We start from the raw sequence: 26,354 nt of genomic DNA, 5'->3' as shown, positions 1-26,354 counted from the left end.
GTGCACGGTCCGCGTCGCCCGTCCGGCGCCGGCCCGGGCGGCCGCTCACCGGCACAGCAGGCTGGCCGGGCGCACCGCCTGCTGCCCGAACCGGGCAACCGCCCGGTCGGCGGCGCGCTCGGCCTCGCGCCAGCCCCGCTCCGGTTCGTCGAGCCTGCCCTGGACCGGCGTCTGCCCGGCTTCCGTGATGCCCTCGACCCGCACCCCGAGCATGCGGATCCGGGCACGCTGCAGCCCCAGCGCGGCATACAGCGCGCAGGCGGTGCCGTGCACCTCACGGGTGACGTCGGTGGGGACGGCGACGGTGCGGGAGCGGGTGATGGTGGTGAAGTCGGAGAAGCGCACCGTGAGCACCACGGTGCGGCCCAGCACCCCGGCATGGCGCATGCGGCTGGCCGTCCGCTCGGCGAGGTGCAGCAGCTGCCGGCGGACGAGGTCCGGGTCGTCCACGTCGTGGCTGAAGGTCTCCGAGGACCCCACGCTGCGCTCCCGGCGCTGCGGCACGACCGGGTCCTCGTCGATCCCCCAGGCCAGGGTGTGCAGCCGCGCGGCGGACTGCTCGCCGAAGGCGCGGCGCAGCGTCGTCACGGGCACGTGGGCCAGCTGGGCCACCGTGTGCAGGCCCAGCCGGTGCAGCTCGGCCTCGGTGGACTCTCCCACCCCCCACAGCGCACCCACCGGCATCGGATGCAGGAAGGGGACGACCTCTTCGCGGGCGACCACCCGCATACCGTCCGGCTTGGCGACCCGGGAGGCCATCTTGGCGACGGCCTTGGAGGGGGCGGCGCCGACCGAGCAGGTGATCCCCTGCTCGTCGGCCACGGTGTCGCGGATCCAGCCGCCGATCCGCTCCGGGCCTCCCCAGCGTCGTCCGGTCGCGGAGAGGTCGAGGAAGGCCTCCTCCATCGAGACCGGCTCGACCTGGGGGGTGACCTCGGCGAAGATCGCCATCACCGCCTCGGAGACCCGGGCATAGCTGTCCGGGTCGGGCCGGACCACGACCAGCGGCGGGCACAGCCGGCGCGCGGTGGCCATGGGGATGCCGGACCGCACGCCGTAGGCCCGGGCCTCGTAGGTCGCCGCGAGCACCACGCTGCGCCAGCCTCCGCCGACCACCACCGGCAGGCCGCGCAGGTCCGGCCTCTCCAGCAGCGAGACCGCGGCGTAGAAGGCGTCCATGTCGACGTGCATCACCCACCCGCGACTCACCACCCCGGGCTCCCCGGGCTGGAGTGCCACAGCTTGGTGCCCGGCTGCCGGGTCGCCTCGCCCGCGGGCGCGACGTCGGCATACGGCGACTGGGCGAAGCCGGAGGCGTGCAGCAGCACCCGGCGGCCCGCCGGGGCACCGGCCTTCTCCGAGGCCCGCCGCGAGGCGTCCTCCGCCTCCTGCGCCAGGAGCCGGGCGGTGCGCTCGGCCTGCTCCATCACCTCGAGCGCCGCGGCGCGACCACCGAGCTCCCAGGCCTGGGCGACCTCCCCCAGCTCCCAGGCCGCGGTCGCCCTGATCGACACCCCGCGCGGACCGGTGCGGCGCACCACACCACGCACCATGAGCAGCCAGGAGTGGAACACGGTCGCGGCGTAGGGACCCTGGACGTCCTCGAAGAAGGTGGCGTCCGCCGGTCCGCTGCCGTCGTCCACGGTGAGGAAGACCACCCGCCTGCCGGACCGCACCGGCGGGGTCTGGGTCGCCACCTTGGCACCGGCCACGAGCACCTCGGCACCGCCACGGTAGGAGAGCAGGTCCCGGGACCGGGTCACCCCGAGGTCGGCCAGCATCGGACCGAAGCCGGCCACCACGTGCTGGCTGACGTCCATGCCGAGCACCTCCAGCTCGGCCCGCAGCTGCTCGGACCCGCTCATCTCCGGCAGGCCGCTGCCGACGAGCGGTGCGGGGTCGTCGCCGAACTGCAGCGTCAGCTGCGTGGTCGCGGAGGCGGAGGTCTGGTGCCAGGACCGGCGCCCGACCGCCTGGCCCTCCGCCCGCGCCGCCACCTCCCCGGCGCCGAGGGCGGGAGCCGGACGGTGCCGCGCAGCACCGGCGCGGCCACGACCGCTGGCGGCGTGGCGGGACCAGCGCTCCAGGTCACGCACGTGCAGCATCAGGTCGCGCCGGGTGAGACCCACCCGCCCGGTCGCCGTCCCCGCCCGGGCACCGGGACGTGCGGGGCGAGGGGCACGCCGTCCGACCCGGTGCAGCTCGTCCAGCCCCCCGGCGAGCACCAGCCGCTCCGCCGTCGGGCGGCTGGGGCGGGCCCGGTGCCACAGGTCTGCCAGGGAGTCGTAGGGCTGGCCGGCGACGATCCGCGAGACCTCGTCCTCGCTGATCCCCTTGACGTCGGACAGGGACAGCCGGATGCCGTAGCCACCCGCCCGGCGCTCGATCAGCCGCATCGTCACGTCGACCCGGTCGGGCGCCCGCCGCAGCGTGCCCTGCGCCGTGGCCGGCTGCACGGTGGCGTCGAGAGGACCGAAGCCGCCCCGGCCACCCGCCTCCTGGTCGGGCGGGTCGTCCTCGCCCGAGCAGGAGGGGTCCACGCGTTCGACCCGGTAGGCCGCGCCCGAGGCGTTGACGTCGAGCCCGAGCACGTGGACCCCCATCGTCCTGGCCTCGTCCAGGATGAGGCGCTTGGGATACATCCCCGGGTCGTGCGTGAGGACGCCGGCGAGGAAGGCCGCCGTGTGGTGCGTCTTGAGCCAGGCCGACTGGTAGGTCGGGAGCGCGAAGGCCGCCGCGTGGGCCTTGCAGAAGCCGAAGGAGGCGAAGGCCGCCAGCACCTCCCAGATCCGGTCCACCTCCCCCGGGCGGTAGCCCCGTGCCGCGGCCGCCGCGCGCCACCACACCTCCACCTCGTCCTGCCCCGCCGGGCTGCCCATGGCCCGGCGCACCTCGTCGGCCTGGGCCAGGGACACCCCGGTGGTCCGGGCGACGATCTGCAGCACCTGCTCGTGGAAGACCACCACCCCGCACGTCTCCTCCAGGTAGGGCACCAGGCTGGGGTGGAGGTACTCCGGCTCGCCCCACCCCTGACGCGCGTGCAGGAAGGGTCGGATCATGTCGGACTTCACCGGCCCGGGACGGAAGAGCGAGATGTCGATGATGATGTCGGCGAAGGTCTCCGGGGCGAACTTGCCGACCAGCTCCCGCTGCCCGGGCGACTCGATCTGGAAGCAGCCGAGGGTCCGGGTGGACTGGATCAGGGCGAAGGTGTCCGGGTCGTCGAGCGGCACCTGGGTCCGGTCGTCCAGGTCGATCTGCACGCCGTCGACCCGCGCGACCTCGTCCAGGGCGTGCGTCATCGCCGACTGCATCCGGATGCCCAGCACGTCGAGCTTGAGCAGGCCGAGCTCCTCGACGTCGTCCTTGTCGAACTGGCTCATCGGGAAACCCAGCCAGCTGGACTCGACCGGGGTCCGGTCGAGCAGCCCGGTGTCGGACAGGACCACACCGCACGGGTGCATCGCGAGGTGTCGGGGCAGACCGTCCAGCGACTCCACCAGCTCCATGAGCAGCTGCATCCGTGGGGCGTCCAGCCCCTGACGGCGCAGCTCGGGCAGGTCCCGGACCGCTGAGCGCGCGTCCCGGGCGCGGATGTGCGGGAAGGCCTTGGCGATGACGTCGATCTCGCCCGGCGGCATCCCCAGCGTGGCGGCGACGTCCCGCACGGCGTGCCGCACCCGGTAGGTCTCGGTCATCGACACGCAGGTCACCCGCTCGGAGCCGAAGCGTTCCAGGATGCGTTCGTAGAGCTCGGTGCGGCGGGCGGACTCGACGTCGATGTCGATGTCCGGCAGCTGGGCGCGCAGCGGCGAGCAGAAACGCTCCATGAGCAGGTCGTGCTCCAGCGGGTCGACACCGCTGACGCCCAGCAGGTAGGTGACCAGGCTCCCGGCCCCCGACCCGCGGGCGGCCACCCGCACGCCGTTGTCCCGGATCAGGTCGCACACCTGGGCGACCGTGAGGAAGTAGGTCGGGTAGCCCAGGCCGGCGATGACACCCAGCTCGTCCTCGAGCCGCTCGTGGATCCTGCGCCGGGACGAGGCCCCCGCACCGGGATAGCGCGTGGTGACGGCCTGCGTGCAGCGCTCGGTGAGGACCTGGTGGGCCTGCCCGACGCCCTGCACCCCCAGCACCTCGGGCTCGGGCAGATGGACCGCTCCGATGCCGAGGTCGGACCGGGCGTCCTGGTGGCAGGCCGCGGCCAGCTCCAGCGTCTCCCGCAGCAGCTCCTCGGCGCGGGCCCCCGGCCCGGCGGCGTGCTCGAGCTGGCGGGCCAGCCCGTGCATGGTGGCGGTCGTCGCCAGGTGACCGGCGCTGCTGACCCGGTCCAGGTGGCGCTCGTCGAGCGCCACCCGCCGCCGGGCGGCGTCGAGCACGTCCACCACCCTGGCCTGGTCGGGACGGGCGTGCCGCACCGCGGCCGTGAGCACCGCGGGAATGCCCGCCTCGCGGGCCAGCGCCCAGGTGGCCGTGGCGTGCGCCAGGCTGCCCGGCGTGCCGTCGGGGCCGCCGTGGCAGACCACCTCGACCCGCACCGCCCCCGGTGGGAGCAGCCGGGCCCACCCCGTGAGCAGCTGCCTGGCCAGGTCCCGGCGGCGCGCCAGCAGCGCCCTGCCCACGTCGGAGTCCGGGCCGAGCAGCAGCACGACGGGGGCCACCCCGGCCGTGGCGGCCGCCGCCCGGGCGATCAGCTCGGGCGTGACCCGGGGCACGGAGCGTTCGCCCGACAGATGCGTCTGGGTGACCAGACGGCACAGCCTGGCCCACCCCGCCCCTGCCTCGGCGCCACCGCGCTGGCCGCGTGCGAGGAGCACCACCCTCGGCTGCTGGTCGTCGACCAGCGTCCCGCCCTTGACCGGACTGCGGGGGCCCCGGCGCTCCGGCCGGGCATCTGGTCCCTCGCCCCAGCCGCGGCCGGGTGCCACCCGCCGTTCATGCTGCTCCTGCTCCCGGAGCCCGGTGACGAACGGGCTGCGGTCGACGCCGGGGTGGCGGGTCTGTCCTCCCGGCCCGGGTGGCGAACCCGCCAGGGCGAGGTCCACCCCCAGCACCGGCGCGATCCCGGCCTCGCCGCAGGCCCGGACGAAGCGCACCGCGCCGTAGAGGCCGTCACGGTCGGTCAGCGCCAACGCCGACTGCCCCAGCTCGGCGGCCCGGGCCACCAGCTCGGCCGGGTGGGACGCGCCGTAGCGCATCGAGGCGCTGGAGGCGACGTGGAGATGGACGAAGTCGTCACCGGCTCCGGCCACCGGGCTCACCCGTGACCCAGCGGGACCAGCTCGGCGTGCACCGGCGCCTCGCACGGCAGGTGCAGCGAGGCCCGCACCAGCTCCAGGAAGCGCTCCCCCGCCCGGACCAGGTCGTCGGCGTCCCGGGCGGTGACGCTGCCGGCACCACGCTCCAGGGCGACCCGTCGCCGACCGGACGCGGCGAAGAACGCGGCCCACTCGGTCAGCTCCGGCGCGACCGAGGGCAGCACCTCCCAGACGCTGCGCGGGCGGCTGCGCGGCACCGGTGTCGTGCGGGCGGCCAGCAACGCCGCCCCGGCCCGCAGCGCGGCCAGGTGGGCACAGGTGTAGCGCTCGGCGGCGGTGCCGCTGTGGCACGCCTCCAGGAGCACCCCCCGCGAGCGCTCCAGCAGGTCCAGCACGGCCCCGGCCGTGACCCCCGTCTCGATGACCGTCATCTCGTCGTCCTCTCCGTCGTCCTTCGTCGTCTGGCTTCGTCGTCTGGCTGCGTCGTTCGTGCTTCGTCGTGCTCGTGCCCTCGTCGCGCGCTCCTGGCTCCGCCGGCCTCGTCAGTCGGCGACCCGTTCCAGCCACCACCGGCCGCCCTGCACCAGGTCGTAGACCCCCGTCCCGGACGCCTTCCCGGCACCGGCCTCCACCCGCCAGACCACCCGCTCCAGCTCTGTCGCGCCGGTGCTCCCACCCGCCGGGTCCGCCGAGGCCCGGGCGTCCTCCCGCCCGTCCTCGCCACGCCACCACGGCACCCGCTGGGTCCATCGGCTCAGCACCGCACGCACGAGGTGCACCCGTCCCCGCCAGAGGAAGACGGTGGGGACCTGCGGGCACCCGCCGTCGGGGTCCGGCGCCACGGCCCCCTCCAGCCGGATCCCGTGCTCGCCCGCGGCGCCGGTCCTCACCTCGACCAGCTCCTGATAGCTCCTGCTCATGCTGCTCCTCCTCGCGGACGACGGGGCGACCGATCGGTCACGGGACGACCCGTGGATCGAACTTGTGTTCGATCCACGGAGACAAATGTACGACTCGCCCCCGACAGACTCAACCCCTCCCCGTGGCGCTTGTGGACAACTTCTGCGCCCACCCGGGCACCCGCAGCACCATGGATCCGTCGGCAGGTCCGGGTCGTAGGAGGGGGCGACCCGGACCTGCCCGGCGCAGCGGCTAGGCTCGGGGGCAGGGCGACCCGCCGGGCCTACCGCCCTTCCGGCCCACCCATCGGCCACCCGGTCAGGCACAGGAGGACTCGCGATGCACGTCCTGGACGGCGTGGACCTCCGCCCCCGCGTGCAGCAGGCCCTGGACGAGCACCTCGTGCGGCAGCGCGAGGTGCTCGCCGGGCTCGGCCCCCCGATGACCCCCCTGGTGGACGCCGTCGCCGACCTCCTCTCCGGCGGGAAACGGCTCCGGGCGGCGTTCCTCTACTGGGGATGGCGCGCCCTGGGGCAGCCGGACGGCCCCGGGGTGGTCCGCGCCGCCAGCGCGATGGAGATCTTCCAGGCGGCAGCGCTCCTGCACGACGACGTCATGGACAACAGCGACCTGCGCCGTGGCCGGCCCGCGGCGCACCGCACCTTCGGCACGTGGCACCAGCAGCAGGAGTGGTCCGGGGACGCGCAGCGCTTCGGTCACGCGGCGGCGATCCTGGCCGGCGACCTCTGTCTCAACTGGACCGACGAGGCCTTCGCGACGAGCGGGCTGCCGGCCGCCGCCCTGCAGCGCGCCCGGCCCGAGTTCGACCGGATGCGCACCCAGCTCATGGGCGGCCAGTTCCTCGACATCCTCGAGGGGGCACGCGGGTGGCGCGACCTCGATCTCGCCGCACGGCTGGAGCGGTGCCGCACCGTCATCCGGCACAAGAGCGCCCGCTACTCCGTCGCAGCCCCTTCTCATCGGCGCGGACGCCGCCGGCGCCTCCGCGGTGACCCGCGCGGGCCTGGCCCGCTACGGGGCTGCGCTCGGCGAGGCCTTCCAGCTCCGCGACGACGTCCTCGGCGTCTTCGGCGACCCCGGGCAGACCGGCAAGCCCGCCGGTGACGACCTCCGCGAGGGCAAGCACACCGTGCTCGTCGCGTATGCCCTCGCCCACGCCGATCCCGACGGGGTCGCCCTGGTCGAGGCTTCCCTCGGCGACCCGGACCTCGACGAAGAAGCGGTGCAGTCCCTGCGCGAGGTGCTCGTCCGGTCCACCGCCCTGCAGCGCACCGAGGAGCTCATCAGCGACGGCGCCGACCGGGCGCTGCAGGCCCTCGACCAGACCCCCGGCCTCACCGACGAGGGCACGCAGGCGCTGCGCGACCTCGTCGGCGTGTGCACCGACCGCGCCGTCTGACCGGCTCTCCCCGACGGACCTAGAAGGCCTCCTCCTGGGCGCGGCGTCGCACCTCGGTCTTCGCCCCGGCGTGCAGGGAGGCGATCGCGCTGCCGCCCGGCAGCGTGTCGTCCGGGGCGTGGAGCCAGGCGACGATCTCCTCGTCGCTGTGCCCGCCGTCGCCGAGCACCGTGATGGTGCCGCGCAACGTCGGCAGCGGACCGTCGTCGACGAAGAAGGTGGCGGGGATCATCACCACCCGGTCCGGGCCGCGACGCACCCCCACCACGTCCCGCTCCTGCAGCCACCGCCGCACCGCCTGCAGCGTCGCGCCGGTGCGCTCCATCACGTCCGGGACAGTCAGCCACTCTGGAACTACATCGGTGTCACTTAGCACAGGGCCAGTCAACCATATGCAGCGACACGCCGGGACAGTGGCGTGATCGGCCGCGGCCGGGTACTGTCCCTCGTGCCCCACTGGTCACCATGTCCCCGTCGACCACGACGGCCACAGGAGTCCCTGCCCCCTCACCCGCCACTCTCGGAGGAGCACGACGTGAGCCCTCTCTTCGCCGCACTGCCGCCCGGAGACCTGCCCACCCACGCCTACGTCGCGCCCACCGGCGTGCACGCCACCGCTCCCCTCGCCGTCCTCCAGGCGACGCGGGAGACCACCCATACCGTGACTGCAGGCGACACGGTCTACGACATCGCGGCCCGCTACGACGTGAGCCCGCGCGCGCTCGTCCGTGCCAACTCCCTGCCCGACGGCGGCCGCTGGATCATGCCCGGCGCCCGGCTGCGCATACCGGTCGGCGGAGACACCGACGTCGCACCCGCCGCGTCGGCCCCGGCACCCTCGTCCGGGAGCGAGAAGGGCGGCAGCGCCTCCTCCGGCGGCGCCTCCTCCGGCGGCACGGTCACGGTCCGCGGCGGTGACACCCTCACCGACATCGCCGCCCGGCACGGGGTGAGCGTGGCCGACATCGCCCGCGCCAACGACCTGCAGGACACCCGCCTCATCTACCCCGGTCAGGAGCTCAGGCTGGGCGGCGCGGCACCGGAGGCGGACCGCAGCCGCCCCGAGCCCCTCGACCGGCCCTACGACGAGACGACCATCGGTGACCACCGCGCCGGCGAGGCGGTGCCGGACACCTTCCTGCACTACCGCTACGGCGACGGGATCGCCCGGTCGGCCGCCGCCAACCGCGACTACCTGGCGGGCACGGAGGTCCCGAGCCGCGCGGCCGTGCGCGAGCTCATCGTGCGGACGAGCGAGCGCCACGGGGTCGACCCGACCCTCATGCTGGCCCTGTCCTACCAGGAGTCGGGCTGGAACCACCGGGCCGTCTCGCCGGCCAACGCGATCGGTGCGATGCAGGTGATCCCCAGCTCCGGGCAGTGGGCCTCCGGCCTGGTGGGGCGCGAGCTCAACCTGCTCGACCCGGAGGACAACGTGACCGCCGGTGTCGTCATCATGCGCACCCTCCTGCGGTCCGCCGACACCACCGACGAGGCGATCGGCGGCTACTACCAGGGCCTGGCGAGCGTGCGCCAGCACGGTCTGTTCGCCGACACCCGGCAGTACGTCCGCAACATCACGTACTTCCAGACGACCCTCTGAACGCCCCCGAGGGCGGCATACCCGGGCCGGTCACGTCCCACGGTCCGGCCGCCCCGCTCCGTAGACTCGGCACGTGAGTGCCCCGACCCCCACCCTCCACGACCGCGTCATCGACGGTCGTTACCAGGTGGAGGCCGAGCTCGCCCGCGGGGGGATGGCGACGGTCTACCGGGCCCGGGACCTGCGGCTGGACCGGCCGGTGGCGCTCAAGGTGATGCGCCCGGACCTGGCCGATGACGACTCCTTCGTCCGGCGCTTCGTCGCCGAGGCACGCGCCGCCGCCCGGCTCTCCCACCCGCACGTGGTCGGGGTCTACGACCAGGGTGAGGACGGGGACCTCGTCTTCCTCGCCATGGAGCTCGTCGAGGGGCCGACGCTGCGCGACGTCGTCAGCGACCACGCACCGCTGTCGACGCGACGGGCCATGGCGCTCCTGCTCCCGGTGGCCGAGGCGCTCGCGGAGGCCCACCGGCACGGGCTCGTCCACCGCGACATCAAGCCCGAGAACGTCCTGCTGGCCGGTGGCCGCGAGAGCGGGGTCAAGGTCGCGGACTTCGGTCTCGCCCGGGCGGTCTCGGCGGCCGGCCAGCGGGCGACCACCGAGATGCTGTGGGGCACCGCCGCCTATCTCGCGCCGGAGCAGGTGGAGCACGGGGCCGTCGACGCCCGGGCCGACGTGTATGCCGTCGGCTTGCTGCTCTTCGAGCTGGTCACCGGGCGCAAGGCCTTCCCCGGCGGCGATCCGCTGCGGGTCGCCTACGAGCACGTGCACGGCGCGGTGCCGCGGGCCGGCGACGTCGTGCCCGGCCTGCCCGAGCCGGTGGAGGAGCTGATCCTGCGGGTCGCCGCCACCGACCCGGCGGACCGCCCCCAGGATGCGTCGGCGCTCCTGGTGCAGCTGCGGGCCGTCGTCCGCGAGCTCTCCGACACCGAGCTGGACCGGGTCCCCGCAGCGCCGCAGGCACCGGCCGCCGGGTCGGGCGCCGGGGACCTGACCCAGGTGGTCGGTGGTGGCGCCGGCTCGACCACGAAGCTGCCGTTGGCCGCCGCCCAGGGCGAGGGGCACTACGCCCGCACGACCGGCAACCGCACGCCGACGCCGAGGCGGGCGGATGCCAGGACGCCGCGCGAGGAGCGCGCGCGACCCCGGCGTCGGGGCGGGGTCGTCCTGGCGCTGCTGTTCCTGCTGCTCCTCGGCGGCGGCGGGTATGCCGCCTGGTGGCTGCTGGAGGGCCCCGGCGTCCACTCGGCCATGCCGCAGGTGGTCGACCTCCCGGAGGACGAGGCACGCTCGCTGCTCGACGCCGAGCAGCTGGACCCGGTCATCAGCTACGCCTACTCCGAGGACGTGCCGTCCGGGACGGTGATCTCCGCCGAGCAGGAGCCCGGCACCCAGGTGCGGCACGGCACGGACGTGCCGCTCGTGGTCTCGCAGGGCCCGGAGCGCTACGACGTGCCACCGCTGGCCGGCCTCACCCTGGAGTCCGCCACGGAGGCGCTCGTCGCCGCGAACCTCGAGCTCGGCGAGCAGAGCCGGGAGCACCACGAGTCCGAGCCGGAGGGTCGGGTCCTGCGCACCTCGCCCGCGGCCGGCGACCCCCTGCCCCCCGGTGCTGCCGTGGACGTGGTGATCAGCGACGGTCCGGCGCCGGTCGAGGTGCCCGAGGTGACCGGCCGGACCGAGGAGGAGGCGGTGTCCGCCCTGCGCGAGGCGGGCCTCAGCGTGACCGTGTCACCGGAGCAGGCCTTCGACGACGAGGTCCCGGAGGGATCCGTGGTCAGCCAGTCACCCTCGGCCGGGCAGGTGGAGCGCGGGAGCACGGTGACGATCACCCTCTCCCAGGGACCCGAGCTGGTCACCGTCCCGCAGGTCGTCGGGCGTCAGTTCTCCGCCGCCGAGGAGGAGCTCGCCGAGCTCGGCCTGGTCGTGCGACGGGAGGACGTGCGCGGAGGGTTCTTCGGCACCGTGCGGGAGCAGTCGGTCGAGCCCGGCGAGGAGGTGCCGACCGGCACCGAGATCGTGCTCGTCGTCGTGTAGTCCGCTCGGTCGGCGCCGCCCGGGGTCGTCAGCCACATCCCAGCCCCCGTTCAGTCCTGGTGCGCGAAGCGTTCCTCCCGGGCCACCCGGCCACGCGGGTGGTAGCCGTGCGACTCCCACCATCCCTGCTGCGGCTCACGGTGGTAGGTCGCCTCGACCACCCACTTGGGTCCCTTGAAGCCGTAGAGGTGCGGCAGCACGACCCGGGCCGGCCACCCGTGCTCCGGGCTGAGCGGCTCGCCGTCGACGCTGTGCGCCAGCAGCGCGTCGGGGTGGCGCAGCTCCTCCAGGTGCACCGCGGCGGCGTAGCCGCGCACCGCGGCCAGGAGCACGTGCTCCGACCCTGGTGCCGGCGGGGCCAAGGCCAGGACGTCGCGCATCCGGACGCCGCCCCACCGCAGCCCGGTCACGCTGTGCCGGTCCACGCAGTGCAGGTCGGCCTCGACCTCCACGTCGGGCAGGTCCGCCAGGTCCTCCCAGGTCAGCACCCGCACCCCGCCGTCCAGCGTCTCCCCACCCACGCGCAGCGTCCACCCCTCGGCCTCGAGGGTCGGCACCCGACCGTAGTGGGACGCGCGCCACGTCCGGGTCGCGCGCTGTCCGGGCGGCAGCCCGCGAACCGGGTCACGACCGGAACGACCCCCCGGCGTCATCACGACCCCGCGCCGGTCCGCCGCTCCCCGAGCACCGCGACCAGGACGTCGGCGGTATGCCCGGTCATGGCGTCGTCGACGTCGAGGTGCCACACGAAGCGGGCGTGCCGGGCGTCGGTCGGGTAGCCGTGCACCCCGCGGTCGCCGACCCGCGTCACGAAGTCGGCGGCCGACCAGCCGGCCGCGCCGACGTCGAGCACGAGGATGTTGGTCTCCACCGTGGCGGGGTCGACCACCTCGGGAAGCTGCTCACCGACCGCGGCGGCGACCTCGGCCGCGCGCCGGTGGTCCTCGGCGAGGCGCTCCAGCTGGTGCTCGAGGGCATACCGTCCGGCGGCGGCGAGCATCCCGACCTGGCGCATCCCGCCGCCCATCCGCTTGCGCAGGATCCGGGCCTGCCCGATCCGCTCCGCCGAGGCGGCCAGCACCGACCCGACCGGGGCACCGAGACCCTTGGAGAGGCAGACCGAGACGGTGTCGGCGCAGGCGCCGTAGTCGGCGAGCGCCACCCCGGTGGCGACGTGCGCGTTCCACAGCCGGGCGCCGTCCAGGTGGACCCCGACCCCGGCCTCCTGCGTCCGCTGCCGCAGCCGCCGCAGCTCGGGCAGCGGCTGGACCGTGCCGCCCCCGAAGTTGTGGGTGTTCTCGACCACGACGCAGGCCGTGCTGACCTGGTAGGCGCCGCCGTCGGGCACCATCACGCGCAGTGCCGTCTCGACGTCCAGGCGCCCACGCTCGGCCACCCAGCTGCGCGTCGTGATGCCGGAGTATGCCGCCGCCGCGCCCAGCTCGGCGCGCAGCACGTGCGCGAGGTGGTCGCTGATGACCTCCTGCCCCGGTCCCGCGTGCAGCCGCAGCCCGACCTGGTTGGCCATGGAGCCGGTGGGCATGAACAGCGCGGCCTCGTGGCCGAGCAGCCGCGCGACCTGCTCCTCGAGCTCGGCGACGGTGGGGTCCTCGCCGTAGACGTCGTCGCCCACCTCGGCCTCGAGCATGGCGGCCCGCATGCCGGGCGTCGGACGGGTCAGGGTGTCCGAGCGCAGGTCGGCGACCATCCCCTGTCGGTCGCCCACCTCAGCGCCCGCCCCGCTCCAGCATCTCGGCCACGACGAAGGCCAGCTCCAGGCTCTGCTGGTGGTTGAGCCGCGGGTCGCACAGCGTCTCGTAGCGCAGGCCCAGGTCGTCCAGGTCGACCGGGGTGGTGCCGCCGACGCACTCGGTGACGTCGTTGCCGGTCAGCTCCACGTGGATGCCGCCGGGGTGCGTCCCCGCCTCCGCGTGCGCCTCGAAGAAGCCGCGCACCTCATCCACGACGTCCTCGAAGCGGCGGGTCTTGAAGCCGCTGGGCGAGGTGAAGGTGTTGCCGTGCATGGGGTCGCACACCCACGCGACCCTGCGCGCGTCCTCGCCGAGCGAGCCGAGCAGGGAGGGCAGGACGTCCCGGATCTTCCCGGCACCCATCCGGGTGATGAAGGTGAGCCGTCCCGGGGTGCGGTCGGGGTCGATCCGGTCCATGAGTGCGAGGACGGTCTCCCGGTCGGCGGTCGGGCCGAGCTTCACCGCGACGGGGTTCTGGATCCGGGAGACGAAGTCGATGTGCGCACCGTCCAGGTCGCGGGTCCGCTCCCCCACCCAGACCAGGTGGCTGGAGGTGTCGTAGAGCAGCCCGGTGCGGTGGTCGCGACGGACCATGGGGCGCTCGTAGTCCAGCACCAGCGCCTCGTGCGCGGAGTAGAACTCGACGCGCCGCATCTCCTCGGCGTCGGCGACCCCCGAGGCCTCCAGGAAGCGCACCGCCCGGTCGATGTGCCCCGCCATCTGCTCGTAGCGCGCCTGCGCAGGCCCGGTCAGGAAGCCCTTGTTCCAGGCGTGCACGCTGCGCAGGTCCGCGAAACCGCCGCTGGTGAAGCCGCGCACGAGGTTCAAGGTGGCCGAGCTCGCGTGGTAGCAGCGCAGCAACCGCTCGGGGTCGGGTCGGCGGGCCTCGGGGGTGAACTCGAAGCCGTTGACCATGTCGCCGCGGTAGGCGGGCAGGGTGACGCCGTCGCGGGTCTCGGTGTCGGCGCTGCGCGGCTTGGCGAACTGGCCCGCCATCCGCCCGACCTTGACGATCGGCAGCCCGGCGCCGTAGGTGAGCACCACCGCCATCTGCAGGATCGTCTTGATCCGGTCCCGGATGTTGGGACCGGTGACGTCCGCGAGCGTCTCGGCGCAGTCGCCGCCCTGGAGCGTGAAGGCGTCCCCGGCCGCGACCGCGGCCATCCGCTGGCGCAGCTGGTCGCACTCACCGGCGAAGACCAGCGGCGGATAGGTGGAGAGCACCGACAGGGTCTGGGCCAGGGCCGCCGTGTCGTCCCACGTCGGCTGCTGCCGGGCCGGCAGGTCGGGCCAGTCGATGTCATGGCCGCCCGAGGTGGCCAGTCCGCTGAGGTCGATGCTCACCGCACCATCGTAGGAGACGGCTTGGGGTCGTCTGACGCGGCGTCAGTCCTGCGGCGGCGCCAGCTCGGTGTCGGGATGCCGGCGTGCCCGCCGCTCGGCGAGGTTCTCCCGGGCCCGCCCGGTGGCGTCGGCGAGGTCGCCCTTGGCCTGCCCCAGGCCTTCCTTGGCGCGCTCCCCCGCGTGCTCCAGTCCCTCGCGGGCCCGCTCCGCGGCGTGCTCGATGCCGACCCGGGCCTGCTCGACCCCGGCGCGGGCGCGCGCGGTCAGCCGCTCCTTGACGGTGGCGGCGTACTCGTCGACGTACTCCTGGCCGGAGAGCCGCTGCAGCTCGGCCATCACCTCGTCGGTGATCTGCCGCAGGATGGCGTGGTCCTCGCTGCGGCCGGCGTGCTCCGGGAAGTGCATGGGCCGGCCGATGCGCACCCCGACCTGCACGACGTTGGGGATGCGCTGCCCCGTGGGCTGCGCCTTGTCGGTGTCGATCATGGCGCAGGGGATGATCGGCACGTCGGCCTCCAGCGCCATCCGCGCCATCCCGGTCTTGCCGCGGTAGAGCTTGCCGTCCGGGCTGCGGGTGCCCTCGGGGTAGATGCCGAAGAGCTCGCCGCGCCGCAGCACCTCGAGGCCCTGCTCGAGGGCGGCCATGGACGCCGACCCGCCGGAGCGGTCGATGGGGATCTGCCCGGTGGACGTGAAGAACAGCTTGGTCAGCCACCCCTTGACCCCGGTGCCGGTGAAGTACTCCATCTTGGCGGGGAAGGTGATGCGCCGGTGGACCATGAGCGGCAGGAAGATCGAGTCGGAGAAGGACAGGTGGTTGCTGGCCAGGATGGCCGCGCCCTGCTCCGGGACGTGCTGGCGACCCTCGATCCAGGGACGGAAGATCGCCCTGATCGGCGGCCCGACGACGAAGTGCTTGAGGATCCAGTAGATCAACGTGGTCCTCCTGGTGGCGTCGTCGCCGTGGATCGGGCTGGGGTGCGCGCCGACTCTACCCCCGACCACCCGGATCGACCATGCTGGCGCCACAGGGCCGTGCGAGACTGACGGGGTGTGACCTCGTCCAGCCCCGAGAACGGCCCCGGCGACCCCGACGTCGACCGCGCGTTCCGGGACATCGTCGCCGGGCTGCGCGAGGACGGTGCCGGGGCGCAGGGGCATACGGTGAACCCGCCGTGGCCCGCCGAGCCACCGGCCTCCCACCACGGGACCCGGACACCGGAGGGGATGGCGACCGACCACCGCTCCTACGAGCCGCCGGAGGAGGAGGACCACTTCGTCCCTCCCCGCCGCCGCCGCTGCCCGCCGGCGATCTCCACTTCTGGGGCATCGTGGTCGGTCTGGTCGTCGGTCCGTTGCTCGTGGTCTTCTCGGCGATCGTGCCGCTGCTGGACCGGTGGTTCGCCGCGCTCGGCATGCTGCTCGCCGTCGCGGGCTTCGTGCTCCTCGTCCTGCGTCAGCCCCGACGCCGACAACCCTTCGACGGGGACGACGGGGCCCGGGTCTGATCAGAGCTCGAGGTCGACCCAGACCGGCAGGTGGTCGCTCGCCCTCGTGACGGGCATCCCGTCGAGCAGCGCCGGGTCCCCGGGGGTCGCGGACGCGTGGCCGCGGGCGAAGATCGCGTCGATGAGACGGTGCGGCTGGTGGGCGGGGAAGGTCGGTCGGTCCGCGGACACCTCGACCAGCGCCTCGCCGATGGCTCCCCACGCGGCCCCGTCGCGCTCCTCGTTGAGATCGCCCCCCACGACCAGCGGCTCGTCGTCGGGGAAGGCGGGTCGGCCGCCAGCTCGGTCAGCACCGTGCGTGCGTGCTGCGCGCGCTGGTCGGGTCGCAGCGAGAGGTGGATCGAGACCACGCTGGCTCGGGGACCGTCGGGCAGCCGCACCCGGGTGACGGTGTAGCTGCGCGGGTTCTCCCGCAGCCCGACGCCGAGCCGGCGGTCCTGCGAGTCCTCGGCGGTCACCCGGAGCGCGGTCATGAGGCCGGTGCCGCTCACCAGCCTCGTCCGCCCCGACCACAGCAGGTCGCAGGAGCGGGCGAAGGCGCTGATGGCGTACTCCGACGCCGGGTACCGCGGGACCTCCTGCAGCAGGAGCACGTCCGGGGCCAGGGCGCGGACCACCTGCGCGGCGGCCGCGGCGTCGTCCTTGAGTCCTCGGATGTTGTAGGAGGCGACGCGCAGCGAGGTCATGGGTCCATCCTCCCCCAGGCCTCGCGCTGGTCCGCGATGCGGGTATGCCGGGCGCCGCCTCACCCGCGACCGTCGCCGCCGCGGCGGGAGACCTCGGCGCGGGCGAGGTCCGCAGCGCCGACCAGCCCCGCCGAGGCGCCCAGCGAGGCGGCCACCACCACCGGCAGCGGGCGGTGTCCGCGGCCCACCAGACGGCGGGCCAGGCTCTCTCTGGCCGGGCCGAGCAGCAGCTCGCCGGCGAGCCCGGCCCCGCCCCGATCACGACGGTCCCCGGGTCGAGGGCCGCGACCACCCCGGCCAGACCGGTCCCGAGCCACCGGCCGACGTCGGCGAGGATCTCCCGCGCCGCCGGGTCGCCCTCCTGCGCCGCCTGCGTCACGTGCTCGCCACGCAGCAGCCCGGCGTCGCCCCCGCAGGCCGGGCCAGCCGGTCGCGTGCTCGCCACCGGCCTGGACGACCTCGCGCGCGGTCCGGGCCAGCACGCCGGCCGAGGCGTACTGCTCCCAGCAGCCCCGGTTGCCGCACTCGCAGCGACGCCCGTCCGGGACGAGCTGCTGGTGCCCGAACTCGCCGGCCAGGCCGTGCCTGCCCCGCTGCAGCCGGCCGTCGGTGAGGATCGCACCACCGATGCCGGTGCCGAGGGTGAGCATGACGAGGTGGCTCTCGCCCCGGCCCGCCCCGAACCGGTGCTCGGCCCAGGCCGCGGCGTGGGCGTCGTTGTCGACCAGCACCGGCCGGTCGAGCCGCCGCCCGAGGCGCTCCTGCAGCGGCTCGTCCCGCCAGGACAGGTTGTGGTGCGAAGACGACCGTCCCGCGCCGGGCGTCCACGAAGCCTGCGGCGCCGACCCCGACCGCCGCCACGTCCCGGCGACGCGCCGCCGCGAGCCCGGTCAGGTCGCCGACCAGGGCGGTGATGACGTCCTCGACCTCGGCGGCAGGTGCGGACCGTCCCGGTGTGGACCGCACCCGCACGTCGAGGAGAGCACCGTCGTCGTCGACCAGCCCGCCCTTGATGCGGGTCCCACCGACGTCGATCCCGACCGCCAGGGCCGGGTGGTCGCTGCCGGAGGGCTCGCTCACACGCGTCGCGAGGCCAGGTCCGCGGCGCCGATCATCCCGGCGTCGTTGCCGAGCTCGGCGAGCACCACGGGGGTGACGTCGCGGTGTCCCCGCCCGGTGAGGTTGCGGGCGAAGGCCGCCCGGGCCGGGGTCAGCACGAGGTCGCCGGCGGCGGAGACGCCACCGCCGATGACCAGGAGCCCGGGGTCCAGGATCGCGGCGAGGCTGGCCAGCCCCTCGCCGGCCCACCGTCCGACGTCCTCGAGCAGCTCCCGGGCCGCGGGGTCACCCTGCTGCGCCACGGTGGTGACCATGACGCCGTTGATGGCCTGGGGGTCGCCCGCGCAGGCGTCGGCGAGGGCGCCGGCGTGCGGGCTGCCCCCGGCCACCAGCTCGCGGGCCTCGCGCACCAGGGCGCTGCCGGAGGCATACACCTCCCAGCACCCCTTGTTGCCGCAGCCGCAGCGGTGCCCGTCGGGGACCATCCGCATGTGCCCGACCTCGGCCCCCATCCCGTGGCTGCCGCGCACCAGCTCGCCGTCGACGACGATGCCGCCACCGACCCCGGTGCCGAGGGTGATGAGCACCATCTCCTCGACGTCGCGGGCCGCCCCGAAACGGAACTCGCCCCAGGCGGCCGCGTTGGCGTCGTTCTCGAGCACCACCGGGAGGCCGGTCGCCTCCTCGAGGCGGGAGCGGAGCGGCTCGTCGCGCCAGGCGAGGTTGGGGGCGAAGACCACGACGTCGCCGCCGCGGTCGATGAACCCGGCGCAGGCCACGCCCACCGCCTCCACCGGGGCGTCGGCCCCCAGCCGCTCCTGCAGCTCTCGGACCACGTCACCGACGGCCGCGACGATGTCGTCGGGCGCCTGGGCCGGGGTCTCCCGCAGCGCCTGCTCCAGGATCGCTCCCTCGGCCACCGCGCTGGCCGCGATCTTGGTCCCACCGATGTCCACGCCCACGCAGATGCTCACCCGGTCACCCTAGCGGGCACGGGTAGGGTGACCAGGCTGATTGCGCCACGACCTGCCCACGCCCGAACTGGAGACCCGCGTGCCCGAGGTGACCGTGCCCTCACTCGTCCCCGACGCCCGACCGGGCACCGTCGCCGACTACCCGCGGCGCTGGGCCCGCACCCAGCCGGACCGGGTGATGGTCTCGGTACGGCACGACGGCGCCTGGCAGGACCTCACCGCGAGCGAGCTGCAGCGGCGGGTAGACGCGCTCGCCAAGGGTTTCGTGGCCGCCGGCATCGACGTCGGTGACCGTGTCGGGCTGATGAGCCGCACCCGGCTGGAGTGGACCCTGACGGACCTGGCGCTGTGGACGGTCGGCGCCGTGCCGGTCCCGATCTACGAGACCAGCTCTACCGAGCAGGTGCGCTGGATCTGCCAGGATTCCGGCGCGGTGGCCGTCGTCGTCGAGGACGCCGCCATGATGGCGACGGTCTCCCACGCCCGCGACGGCCTCGACGGGCTCCGGGACGTCTGGCAGATCGAGACCGGGTCGTTGGCGGAGCTCGCCGCGGCCGGTGCGGAGGTCGCCGACGAGGCCCTGGAGCAGCGGCGCAGCGCCCTGGACCGCGGCGACCTGGCCACGATCATCTACACCTCGGGCACCACGGGGCGCGCCAAGGGCTGCGAGATCACGCACGACAACCTCATGTCGCTGGTCGAGAACGCCACCGAACGGCTGGCCGAGATCGTCGACGCACCCGGTGCGGCCAACCTGATCTTCCTCCCCCTGGCGCACGTCTTCGCCCGCTTCATCCAGGTGGTCTGCCTGCACTCCGGGGTCCGGATGGGGCACACGCCGGACCCGAGCACCGTGCTCGACGACCTCGCGGGCTTCCGCCCGACCTTCCTGCTGTCCGTCCCGCGCGTCTTCGAGAAGATCCACACCTCCGCCGAGCAGAGCGCCGCCCGTGGCGGTGCGGCCCGGCTGCGGCTCTTCCGGTGGGCGGCCGGGGTCGCCGAGGCCTACAGCCGCGGCCTGGACTCCGGCACGGTCGGGGTGACGCTGCGGGCGCGGCACGCGCTCGCGGACCGTCTCGTGCTGCGGCGGCTGCGCGCCGCGCTCGGCGGTGAGGTGCGCTACGCCATCTCCGGCGGGGCGGCGCTCGGGGAGCGTCTCGGGCACTTCTACCGCGGGATGGGCCTGGTCGTGCTCGAGGGCTACGGGCTGACCGAGACCACGGCTCCGGCCACGGTCAACACGCCGGACATGATCCGCATCGGCACGGTCGGGCGGCCGGTGCCCGGCACCGCGGTCCGGGTCGACGACACCGGCGAGATCCTGGTGCGCGGGGTCGGAGTCTTCCGCGGCTACCGCGGGGACGCCGAGGCGACGCGGGCCGCCCTGGAGGACGGGTGGCTGCGGACCGGCGACCTCGGCGAGCTCGACGAGGACGGCTTCCTGCGCATCACCGGGCGGCTCAAGGACCTCATCGTCACCGCCGGCGGCAAGAACGTCTCCCCCGGCCCGCTGGAGGACCGGGTGCGGGCTGCGCCGCTGGTCTCCCAGTGCGTCGTCGTCGGCGAGGGCCGACCGTTCGTCGCGGCGCTGGTCACCCTGGACGAGCAGGTGCTGCCCGAGTGGCTGGATACCCACGGGCTCGCCAGGCTGGACGCCGCGCAGGTGGCTGCTCACCCCCGCGTGCACGAGGAGATCCAGCAGGCGGTCGACGCGGCCAACGCCACCGTGAGCCGTGCCGAGTCGATACGCGCCTTCACCGTGCTGCCCGAGGACCTGACGATCGCCTCCGGGCTGCTCACGCCCTCGCTGAAGGTGCGGCGCGCCCGGGTGGCCGAGGCGCTCGCGGAGCAGATCGAGGCGATCTACTCCCGGCGCTGAGACTCACCCGGTGGCACGACGGGGCCGGTCCACGACCGCCCGCGCGGCGTCCGCCTCCTGCGGCGTCACCAGGCCGGCACGCACGAAGGCACCGACCGCGGCCAGCTCGTCGCTGTCGAGACCGGCACGGCCCTCCCACACCTCCGTCCCGGGAGCGACGTCGGGCGAGGGCCGCGACGACCGACGCGGCGCGGGTGCCTGCTCGGGCACCACCTCGGGGGTCTGCAGCCAGATCCGCCCCAGGACCGGCACGAAGCAGTCACCGCAGTGACGCCCACGCACCGGGCAGGTCTCGCAGTCGATGAGCGCCGTGGACGCGCCCTCTGGGTGGGGTGGTGTGGTCGGGTTCATCGGTCCACCTCCTTCGCCGACGACGCTAGGGGCGCCCACCGACATACCCCTCCCGCCCCTCGGTCCGACCGGTGGGCCTGGCGCCCTGCCGAGCCGCCTGCCCCGGTCTGTCGGTGGCGGGACCTAGCGTCGGGGGCATGCAGATGGTGCACCCCGGGTTCACCCAGGAGACCTTCGAGGACCTGGGCACCGCGCTGTCCGACGTCACCTTCGTGGTGGTCGACCTGGAGACCACCGGCGGCTCGCCCTCCGGGTCCCAGATCACCGAGGTGGGCGCGGTCAAGGTGCGCGGGGGCGAGGTGCTCGCCGAGTTCCAGACCCTGGTCCGACCGGCGACCCCGATCCCGGCCTTCATCACCGTCCTGACCGGCATCACCAACGCGATGGTGATCGAGGCGCCACGGATCGCGACCGTGCTCCCGCAGTTCCTGGAGTTCGCCCGCGGCAGCGTGCTCGTGGCGCACAACGCCGGCTTCGACGTCTCCTTCCTCAAGGCCGCGGCGCAGGAGACCGGTCATCCGTGGCCCGGGTTCCCCGTGCTGGACACCGTGCGGCTGGCGCGGCAGCTGGTGCACAAGGACGAGGCACCCAACCACAAGCTCGGGAGCCTGGCGCGGCTCTTCGGGGCGACCACGACCCCCGACCACCGGGCGCTGCACGACGCCCGCGCGACCGTGGACGTCCTGCACGGCCTCGTCGAGCGGGTCGGCAACCTCGGGGTGCACACGCTGGAGGAGCTGCAGTCCTACAGCTCCCGGGTCAGCACGGCGCAGCGGCGCAAGCGGTTCCTCGCCGAGGCGATGCCGTCGGCCCCCGGGGTCTACGTCTTCCGCGACGCCTCCGGCACCCCGCTCTACGTCGGCACCGCCACCGACCTGCGCCGTCGCACGCTGACCTACTTCACCGCCTCGGAGACGCGGCGGCGGATGTCGGAGATGGTGGGTCTGGCCGAGTCGCTCACCCCCATCGTCTGCGCCACCGCCCTGGAGGCCTCGGTGCGCGAGCTGCGGCTGATCGCCGAGCACCGGCCGCGCTACAACCGCCGTTCACGGCGCCCGGAGAAGGCGGTCTGGGTCCGCCTGACCGACGAGGCCTTCCCTCGCCTGTCCGTCGTGCGATCGGTCACCGACCGCGACGGCGCGCAGTATGCCGGGCCGTTCGGCTCCCGGCGCGGTGCCGAGGCGGCGATCACGGCTCTGCACGAGGTGGTCCCGCTGCGTCAGTGCACCCGTCGGCTCTCGGCGAGGAGCCCGGGGGACGCGGCGTGCGTGCTGCTCGAGATCGGGCGGTGCGGCGGCCCGTGCGTCGGTGCCCAGACCCGTGAGGACTACGCCGAGGTCACGCGGCGGGCGGGGCAGGCGCTCACCGGCAGCACGAGCCACACGGTGGACGCGCTGCGCCGGCGGCTGGAGGAGCTGGCGTCCCAGGAACGCTTCGAGGAGGCGCGCACGCTGCGCGACCGCATGATGGCGCTGGTCCGGGCGACCGCGCGCAGCCAGCGGCTCCGGCCGCTCACCGCCGCCCCGCAGCTCATCGCGGCCCGCCCCGGCGAGGACGGCGGGTGGGAGCTCGTGTGCGTGCGCCACGGTCGGCTGGCCGGCGCGTGCGTCAGCCCCCGCGGTGCCGACCCGATGCCCTACGTCGCGGCGTTGCGGGAGACGGCGGAGGTCGTGCTGGAGGACGCCGGCCACCGGGACGGCCGGGCCCACCCGGCGGTCCTGCCGGAGGAGACCGAGCTCGTCCTGCGCTGGCTGGAGTCGCCGGGGGTCCGCCTGGTCGACCTCGACGGGGAGTGGACCTGCCCGGTCGGGGGCGCCGGAGCCAGCAGGGCGCAGCTGGAGCCGCAGGCCGGCACCTGGTCCGAGCACGATCCCGCAGACGGCCGCGTCGCCCAGACCGGGATGCGGCCCCTGGACCGGCCCACCGGCACGTTGCCGGCCTGAGCCGCGTCGGGGCGCGTCAGGTCAGTGGTCGAGCCCGAGGGAGAAGCCGGCCTCGAGGTCGGAGGAGGAGTAGGTGCGGAAGGAGATGTGCGTCGTCGTCTCCAGGACACCCTGCACCTTGTTGAGGCGGTCGGCGATGACGTCGGCGAAGTCCTCGTGCCGGTTCACCCGGGCGATAGCGATGAGGTCGACGTCACCGGTGACCGAGTAGACCTCCCGGATGCCCTCGATCTCGGCGATCTCCTGGGCGACCTCGGGGATGCGGCCGACCTCGGCCCTGATGACGACGATGGCGGAAATCACGCCACCACTCTAGCGTCCCGTCTCAGCCCCACCCGAGGTCGTGCAGCCGGGCGTCGTCGATCCCGAAGTGGTGGGCGATCTCGTGCACGACCGTCACCGCGATCTCGTCGAGCAGGTCCTCCCGGTCCTCGCACATCCGCAGCAGCGGCCCGCGGTAGATGACGATCCGGTCCGGCAGCTGCACCCCGTGGTCTCGCTCGGTCAGGGGTATGCCGTCGTAGACACCGAGCAGGTCGGGGTCCTCCGGCGGGGGCTCGTCCTCGACGAGGAAGACGACGTTGTCGAGCCGGTTCATGAGGGCGACCGGCACGAGGTCGAGCGAGTCACCGACCGCCTCCTCGAACTCCTGCGCCGACATGGTCAGCGCCCCGTCCTCCGGCTCGGGGGCGGGGCGCTGACCGTCGGGCGGAACTTCAGTGATGGCGGGGCGCGTGCACGGCCGAGCCGTGCGCGTCGGTGAAGTCGTCGTCGCCGACGCTGTCGTTGACGGGCGCACCCAGCTGCGGCGTGGCGGACTCCTCCAGCGCGTCGTGCTCGCCGTGGTGGTGCGCCGCGGCCAGCTCGGCCGGCGTGACCGCCGAGACGGTGTCCTTGTAGAAGAAGGACGACAGCGCGTCGCGGGCCCCGGCCAACGGGCTGCGGCGGCGGGCCACGCCACGCTCGTCCACCTCCGGGCCCTGGGTGAGCCCGAGGGGGGTCGGGGTGTCGTAGTCCACGAGGGCCCAGCGCTCGTACTCGTCCAGCGGCTCGTGCGCCTCGAAGAAGCGGCCCTCGGGGGTGCGGACGATGCGCCCGGTCTCGTTGCCGTGCAGCACCCGCTCGCGGTCGTGGCGCTGCAGCGACAGGCACAACCGCTTGACGACGACGAAGACCAGCACCGGGAGCACGAAGAACATCGTCCGGAACAGGATCGTGAGGTCGTTGATCGACAGCCCGAGCTTGATGGCCAGGATGTCGTTGACGCACGCCAGCGCCAGCACGAGGTACATCGAGATGGCCGCGGCCCCGATGGCGGTGCGGGTCGGGGCGTTGCGCGGCCGCTGCAGGATGTGGTGCTCGCGCTTGTCGCCGGTGACCCACGCCTCGAGGAAGGGGTAGACGGCGAGCACGACCCACACCAGGGGCAGCAGGACCAACGACCCGAGGAAGATGTTGAAGCTCCAGACGGTGCCGAAGAGCGTGAACTCCAGCCAGCCCGGGAGCAGCCGCAGCGCGCCGTCGGAGAACCACATGTAGAAGTCGGGCTGGCTGCCCGCGGTCACCTGGGTCGGGTCGTAGGGCCCGTAGACCCACACGCCGTTGATCTGCACCAGGGCCGACACGAGCGCGGTGATGCCGAAGACGACGAAGAAGAAGCCGCCCGCCTTGGCTGCGTAGACCGGCATGATGGGGAAGCCCACCACGTTGTCGTTGGTGCGGCCGGGGCCGGGGTACTGCGTGTGCTTGTGGATGACGACCAGGGCCAGGTGCGCGACGAAGAGGCCGACGATGATGGCCGGCAGCAGCAGCACGTGCGCGATGTAGAGGCGCGGGATGATCGACTCGCCCGGGAACTCTCCGCCGAAGACGAAGAAGGTCAGCCAGGTGCCGATGACCGGGGCCGACATCATGAAGCCGTTCATGGCCCGGATGCCGGTGCCCGACAGTAGGTCGTCGGGGAGGGAGTAGCCGGCGAAGCCCTCGATGATGGCCAGCAGCGACAGGACCACGCCGATGAGCCAGTTGATCTCCCGCGGCTTGCGGAAGGCGCCGGTGAAGAAGACCCGGGCCGCGTGCAGCGCGATCCCGACGATGAAGAACAGCGCCGACCAGTGGTGCAGCTGCCGGATGAGCAGACCGCCCTTGACCTCGAAGCTGATGTCGAGGGTCGAGGCATACGCCTCGGACATGCCGACACCCTTGAGCGGGACGTAGGCGCCGTCGTAGGTGACGTGGCCCATGCTCGGGACGAACCACAGGGTGAGGAAGGTCCCGGTGACCAGCGCGATGATCATGGAGTACATCGCGATCTCGCCCAGCAGGAAGCTCCAGTGGTCCGGGAAGACCTTCTTGAGCGCGAAGCGCAGGCCCTTGGCCGCGCCGACGCGTTCGTCGGCCCAGACCAGGGCGCCGGGGAACTTGGCGTCCTGGCTGGCCTGGTCGGTCTGGTCGAACGGCCGCTCCGTCCGGGTCTCGTCGGAGCGCAGGCCGGCTGCTCCCTGTGGCACGTGCGTCGTCATGACTCGTCAACTCCCAACAGCCCGGGACGCTCGCGTTCCCAGAAGCTCGGTCCGACCGGCTCGCGGAACGTGCCCGCGGCCACGATGTAGCCCTCCCCGTCCACGGTGATCGGCAGCTGCGGCAGCGCGCGCTTGGCCGGGCCGAAGATCACCTTGCAGTCGTCGGTCATGTCGAAGGTCGACTGGTGGCAGGGGCAGAGCAGGTGGTGGGTCTGCTGCTCGTAGAGCGCGACGGGGCAGCCCACGTGGGTGCAGACCTTGGAGTAGGCGACGATGCCCTCGTAGCCCCACTCGCGCTGCTTCTGACTCTTGATCGTCGAGGGGTCGAGCCGGACCAGGATGACCTGGTCCTTGGCCTTGGAGATCATCGCCTCCTCGGCACCGTGCTCCTCGATGGCCTCGTGACCGACCCAGCCCTCCGGCATGACGTGGAAGACCGAGCCCTGGGTGACGTCCGCCGCCCGGATGGCCGCCCCCGAGGGGTCGATCATCAGCCGGGTGCCCTCGTCCCAGTGGGTGGTGTAGAGCTCGTCCCGGGGACGTGGCCCCAGCCCTGCGGCGACCGGCAGGACCAGCGGGAGCGCGAAGAGCCCGAGCGCACCACCGGCCGAGCCGAGGATCGCTGCGCGGCGGTTGAGCTGCGAGCTGCGCCAGCCGTGCGAGAGCTGCCGCCCCACCGCCAGCCGGTCGTCCTCGTCGGAGGACTGCGGGTGACGCTCCTCGACGACCTCCTGGTCCGGCATGAGTGTCTTGGCCCAGTGGATGGCCCCCAGGCCGATGCACAGCAGGGACAGTCCCATGGTGACGCCGAGGGCGACGTGGAAGAGGTTGACCTCACCGATGCCGAGCAGGTAGCCCTTGAGCTCGGGGTCGATCGCGTAGTAGGCGACCACGAAGGCGATCGAGGCGAGCGCGGAGATCGTGAACAGCCCGACGACCTGGATCTCCGCGCGCTTCGCGGCGCGCGGGTCCTCGTCGGCACGCCGCGGCACGTGCGGCGGCAGCCCGGGGTTCTCGAAGCGGTCGGTCAGCGCCGGGGCGCCGGCCTGCTCGCGGGTGGCCGGGGCGGTGCTGCCTTCGGGCCGGCCGTGCTGGGAGTTCGTCGAGTCGGTCACTGG

Annotated in this window: 24 protein-coding genes and 2 pseudogenes; 7 read left to right on the top strand and 19 right to left on the bottom strand. The window is 73.9% G+C overall.

Features of this window, described 5'->3' with window-relative positions; all coding sequences use genetic code 11:
- Nucleotides 1–45 precede the first annotated feature (45 nt).
- From dinB to FU792_RS05390, 4 genes are all read right to left on the bottom strand, one after another.
- Complete coding sequence (dinB, locus tag FU792_RS05405; protein ID WP_478013397.1) at nt 46–1,212, bottom strand: DNA polymerase IV; 1,167 nt, start codon at nt 1,210–1,212, stop codon at nt 46–48.
- Nucleotides 1,206–5,252 (bottom strand): DNA polymerase III subunit alpha, encoded by a 4,047-nt coding sequence (locus FU792_RS05400; protein WP_028130978.1) that lies wholly within the window; start codon nt 5,250–5,252, stop codon nt 1,206–1,208. The genes dinB and FU792_RS05400 overlap by 7 nt, the downstream gene beginning before the upstream one ends.
- 5 nt (nt 5,253–5,257) lie before the next feature.
- Nucleotides 5,258–5,689, bottom strand: a complete 432-nt coding sequence (locus FU792_RS05395; RefSeq protein WP_022924753.1) for an SAV_6107 family HEPN domain-containing protein — start codon at nt 5,687–5,689, stop codon at nt 5,258–5,260.
- Nucleotides 5,690–5,800: 111 nt separating this feature from the next.
- Nucleotides 5,801–6,178 carry a DUF6504 family protein gene (locus tag FU792_RS05390; RefSeq protein WP_022924754.1) on the bottom strand — a complete coding sequence of 126 codons (378 nt, stop codon included), beginning with the start codon at nt 6,176–6,178 and terminating at the stop codon, nt 5,801–5,803.
- A 319-nt stretch (nt 6,179–6,497) separates the two neighbouring features.
- On the opposite strand from FU792_RS05390, the gene FU792_RS05385 reads away from it, so the two are divergent.
- Together FU792_RS05385 and FU792_RS19135 are read left to right on the top strand one after the other, a co-directional pair.
- Nucleotides 6,498–7,283, top strand: coding sequence for a polyprenyl synthetase family protein (locus FU792_RS05385; protein ID WP_275100743.1), 786 nt, complete (start codon nt 6,498–6,500; stop codon nt 7,281–7,283).
- Entirely contained in the window at nt 7,168–7,578 is a 411-nt protein-coding gene (locus FU792_RS19135) for a polyprenyl synthetase family protein (protein ID WP_275100742.1), read from the top strand. Before FU792_RS05385 ends, FU792_RS19135 begins: the two co-directional genes overlap by 116 nt.
- Nucleotides 7,579–7,597: 19 nt before the next feature.
- Here FU792_RS19135 and FU792_RS05380 read toward each other — a convergent pair whose 3' ends face one another.
- Nucleotides 7,598–7,954, bottom strand: a complete 357-nt coding sequence (locus tag FU792_RS05380) for an Rv2175c family DNA-binding protein (protein ID WP_022924756.1) — start codon at nt 7,952–7,954, stop codon at nt 7,598–7,600.
- A gap of 159 nt (nt 7,955–8,113) precedes the next feature.
- Here FU792_RS05380 and FU792_RS05375 point away from each other — a divergent pair, with 159 nt between their 5' ends.
- Nucleotides 8,114–9,181 (top strand): lytic transglycosylase, encoded by a 1,068-nt coding sequence (locus FU792_RS05375; protein ID WP_022924757.1) that lies wholly within the window; start codon nt 8,114–8,116, stop codon nt 9,179–9,181.
- A gap of 73 nt (nt 9,182–9,254) precedes the next feature.
- Complete coding sequence (gene pknB / locus FU792_RS05370; RefSeq protein ID WP_022924758.1) at nt 9,255–11,219, top strand: Stk1 family PASTA domain-containing Ser/Thr kinase; 1,965 nt, start codon at nt 9,255–9,257, stop codon at nt 11,217–11,219.
- Between the two features lie 50 nt (nt 11,220–11,269).
- On the opposite strand, the gene FU792_RS05365 is transcribed toward pknB, so the two are convergent.
- The 4 genes from FU792_RS05365 to FU792_RS05350 form a co-directional block, all read right to left on the bottom strand.
- Nucleotides 11,270–11,776 carry a molybdopterin-dependent oxidoreductase gene (locus tag FU792_RS05365; RefSeq protein WP_237740013.1) on the bottom strand — a complete coding sequence of 169 codons (507 nt, stop codon included), beginning with the start codon at nt 11,774–11,776 and terminating at the stop codon, nt 11,270–11,272.
- Nucleotides 11,777–11,871: 95 nt separating this feature from the next.
- Entirely contained in the window at nt 11,872–12,945 is a 1,074-nt protein-coding gene (locus FU792_RS05360; RefSeq protein ID WP_022924760.1) for a GntG family PLP-dependent aldolase, read from the bottom strand.
- Between the two features lies 1 nt (nt 12,946).
- A complete protein-coding gene (locus FU792_RS05355; protein WP_022924761.1) occupies nt 12,947–14,314 on the bottom strand; it encodes a class II 3-deoxy-7-phosphoheptulonate synthase in 1,368 nt (455 codons plus the stop codon).
- 42 nt (nt 14,315–14,356) lie between these two features.
- Nucleotides 14,357–15,475 (bottom strand): 1-acyl-sn-glycerol-3-phosphate acyltransferase, encoded by a 1,119-nt coding sequence (locus FU792_RS05350; protein ID WP_238706049.1) that lies wholly within the window; start codon nt 15,473–15,475, stop codon nt 14,357–14,359.
- 170 nt (nt 15,476–15,645) lie between these two features.
- Here FU792_RS05350 and FU792_RS16670 point away from each other — a divergent pair, with 170 nt between their 5' ends.
- Complete coding sequence (locus FU792_RS16670; protein WP_161600200.1) at nt 15,646–15,822, top strand: hypothetical protein; 177 nt, start codon at nt 15,646–15,648, stop codon at nt 15,820–15,822.
- On the opposite strand, the gene FU792_RS05345 is transcribed toward FU792_RS16670, so the two are convergent.
- The 5 genes and pseudogenes from FU792_RS05345 to FU792_RS05335 form a co-directional block, all read right to left on the bottom strand.
- Nucleotides 15,823–16,062: an endonuclease/exonuclease/phosphatase family protein gene (locus FU792_RS05345; RefSeq protein ID WP_149814593.1), complete on the bottom strand. Its 240-nt coding sequence runs from the start codon at nt 16,060–16,062 to the stop codon at nt 15,823–15,825.
- Nucleotides 16,063–16,184: 122 nt separating this feature from the next.
- Nucleotides 16,185–16,508 (bottom strand): annotated as a pseudogene (locus FU792_RS19130) (endonuclease/exonuclease/phosphatase family protein); the annotation flags it as partial.
- Between the two features lie 59 nt (nt 16,509–16,567).
- A complete protein-coding gene (locus tag FU792_RS05340) occupies nt 16,568–17,275 on the bottom strand; it encodes an ROK family protein (RefSeq protein ID WP_338101180.1) in 708 nt (235 codons plus the stop codon).
- A 94-nt stretch (nt 17,276–17,369) separates the two neighbouring features.
- Nucleotides 17,370–17,588, bottom strand: a pseudogene (locus FU792_RS18765) (hypothetical protein); the annotation flags it as partial.
- On the bottom strand, nt 17,585–18,541 hold the full coding sequence (locus FU792_RS05335; RefSeq protein ID WP_022924766.1) for an ROK family glucokinase: 957 nt from the start codon (nt 18,539–18,541) through the stop codon (nt 17,585–17,587). The pseudogene FU792_RS18765 and the gene FU792_RS05335, both read right to left, overlap by 4 nt.
- Before the next feature lie 79 nt (nt 18,542–18,620).
- On the opposite strand from FU792_RS05335, the gene FU792_RS05330 reads away from it, so the two are divergent.
- Complete coding sequence (locus FU792_RS05330) at nt 18,621–20,420, top strand: AMP-dependent synthetase/ligase (protein WP_022924767.1); 1,800 nt, start codon at nt 18,621–18,623, stop codon at nt 20,418–20,420.
- A 3-nt stretch (nt 20,421–20,423) separates the two neighbouring features.
- On the opposite strand, the gene FU792_RS05325 is transcribed toward FU792_RS05330, so the two are convergent.
- Complete coding sequence (locus tag FU792_RS05325; protein ID WP_022924768.1) at nt 20,424–20,771, bottom strand: hypothetical protein; 348 nt, start codon at nt 20,769–20,771, stop codon at nt 20,424–20,426.
- A 137-nt stretch (nt 20,772–20,908) separates the two neighbouring features.
- On the opposite strand from FU792_RS05325, the gene FU792_RS05320 reads away from it, so the two are divergent.
- A complete protein-coding gene (locus tag FU792_RS05320) occupies nt 20,909–22,714 on the top strand; it encodes a DEDD exonuclease domain-containing protein (RefSeq protein WP_022924769.1) in 1,806 nt (601 codons plus the stop codon).
- 21 nt (nt 22,715–22,735) lie between these two features.
- Here the strand turns inward: FU792_RS05320 and FU792_RS05315 are convergent, their stop codons facing one another.
- From FU792_RS05315 to qcrA, 4 genes are read right to left on the bottom strand one after another with little or no spacing between them, the layout of a single operon-like run.
- On the bottom strand, nt 22,736–23,017 hold the full coding sequence (locus tag FU792_RS05315; RefSeq protein WP_022924770.1) for an Lrp/AsnC family transcriptional regulator: 282 nt from the start codon (nt 23,015–23,017) through the stop codon (nt 22,736–22,738).
- A gap of 22 nt (nt 23,018–23,039) precedes the next feature.
- Complete coding sequence (locus FU792_RS05310) at nt 23,040–23,375, bottom strand: metallopeptidase family protein (RefSeq protein WP_022924771.1); 336 nt, start codon at nt 23,373–23,375, stop codon at nt 23,040–23,042.
- A gap of 55 nt (nt 23,376–23,430) precedes the next feature.
- Nucleotides 23,431–25,236 carry a cytochrome bc1 complex cytochrome b subunit gene (qcrB, locus tag FU792_RS05305; protein ID WP_022924772.1) on the bottom strand — a complete coding sequence of 602 codons (1,806 nt, stop codon included), beginning with the start codon at nt 25,234–25,236 and terminating at the stop codon, nt 23,431–23,433.
- Nucleotides 25,233–26,351, bottom strand: coding sequence for a cytochrome bc1 complex Rieske iron-sulfur subunit (qcrA, locus tag FU792_RS05300; protein WP_022924773.1), 1,119 nt, complete (start codon nt 26,349–26,351; stop codon nt 25,233–25,235). Before qcrA ends, qcrB begins: the two co-directional genes overlap by 4 nt.
- Between the last annotated feature and the right edge of the window lie 3 nt (nt 26,352–26,354).

Source organism: Serinicoccus marinus DSM 15273, assembly GCF_008386315.1.
GTDB classification, from domain to species: domain Bacteria; phylum Actinomycetota; class Actinomycetes; order Actinomycetales; family Dermatophilaceae; genus Ornithinicoccus; species Ornithinicoccus marinus.
Note: the sequence above shows the minus strand (reverse complement) of the source record. Positions and strands in the feature narration are given on the sequence as shown.

What these genes read in the sequence shown, in the direction of transcription:
- FU792_RS05310 (WP_022924771.1), bottom strand. Translation starts at nt 23,375, where the DNA reads ATGTCGGCGCAGGAGTTCGAGGAGGCGGTCGGTGACTCGCTCGACCTC.
- FU792_RS05385 (WP_275100743.1), top strand. Translation starts at nt 6,498, where the DNA reads ATGCACGTCCTGGACGGCGTGGACCTCCGCCCCCGCGTGCAGCAGGCC.
- FU792_RS05395 (WP_022924753.1), bottom strand. Translation starts at nt 5,689, where the DNA reads ATGACGGTCATCGAGACGGGGGTCACGGCCGGGGCCGTGCTGGACCTG.
- FU792_RS05320 (WP_022924769.1), top strand. Translation starts at nt 20,909, where the DNA reads ATGCAGATGGTGCACCCCGGGTTCACCCAGGAGACCTTCGAGGACCTG.
- qcrB (WP_022924772.1), bottom strand. Translation starts at nt 25,236, where the DNA reads ATGACGACGCACGTGCCACAGGGAGCAGCCGGCCTGCGCTCCGACGAG.
- FU792_RS05390 (WP_022924754.1), bottom strand. Translation starts at nt 6,178, where the DNA reads ATGAGCAGGAGCTATCAGGAGCTGGTCGAGGTGAGGACCGGCGCCGCG.
- FU792_RS05350 (WP_238706049.1), bottom strand. Translation starts at nt 15,475, where the DNA reads ATGCCCCTGCGCCCCGGCACCGTCCTCGCGCAGCCCGGCGACGATGTC.
- FU792_RS05325 (WP_022924768.1), bottom strand. Translation starts at nt 20,771, where the DNA reads ATGAACCCGACCACACCACCCCACCCAGAGGGCGCGTCCACGGCGCTC.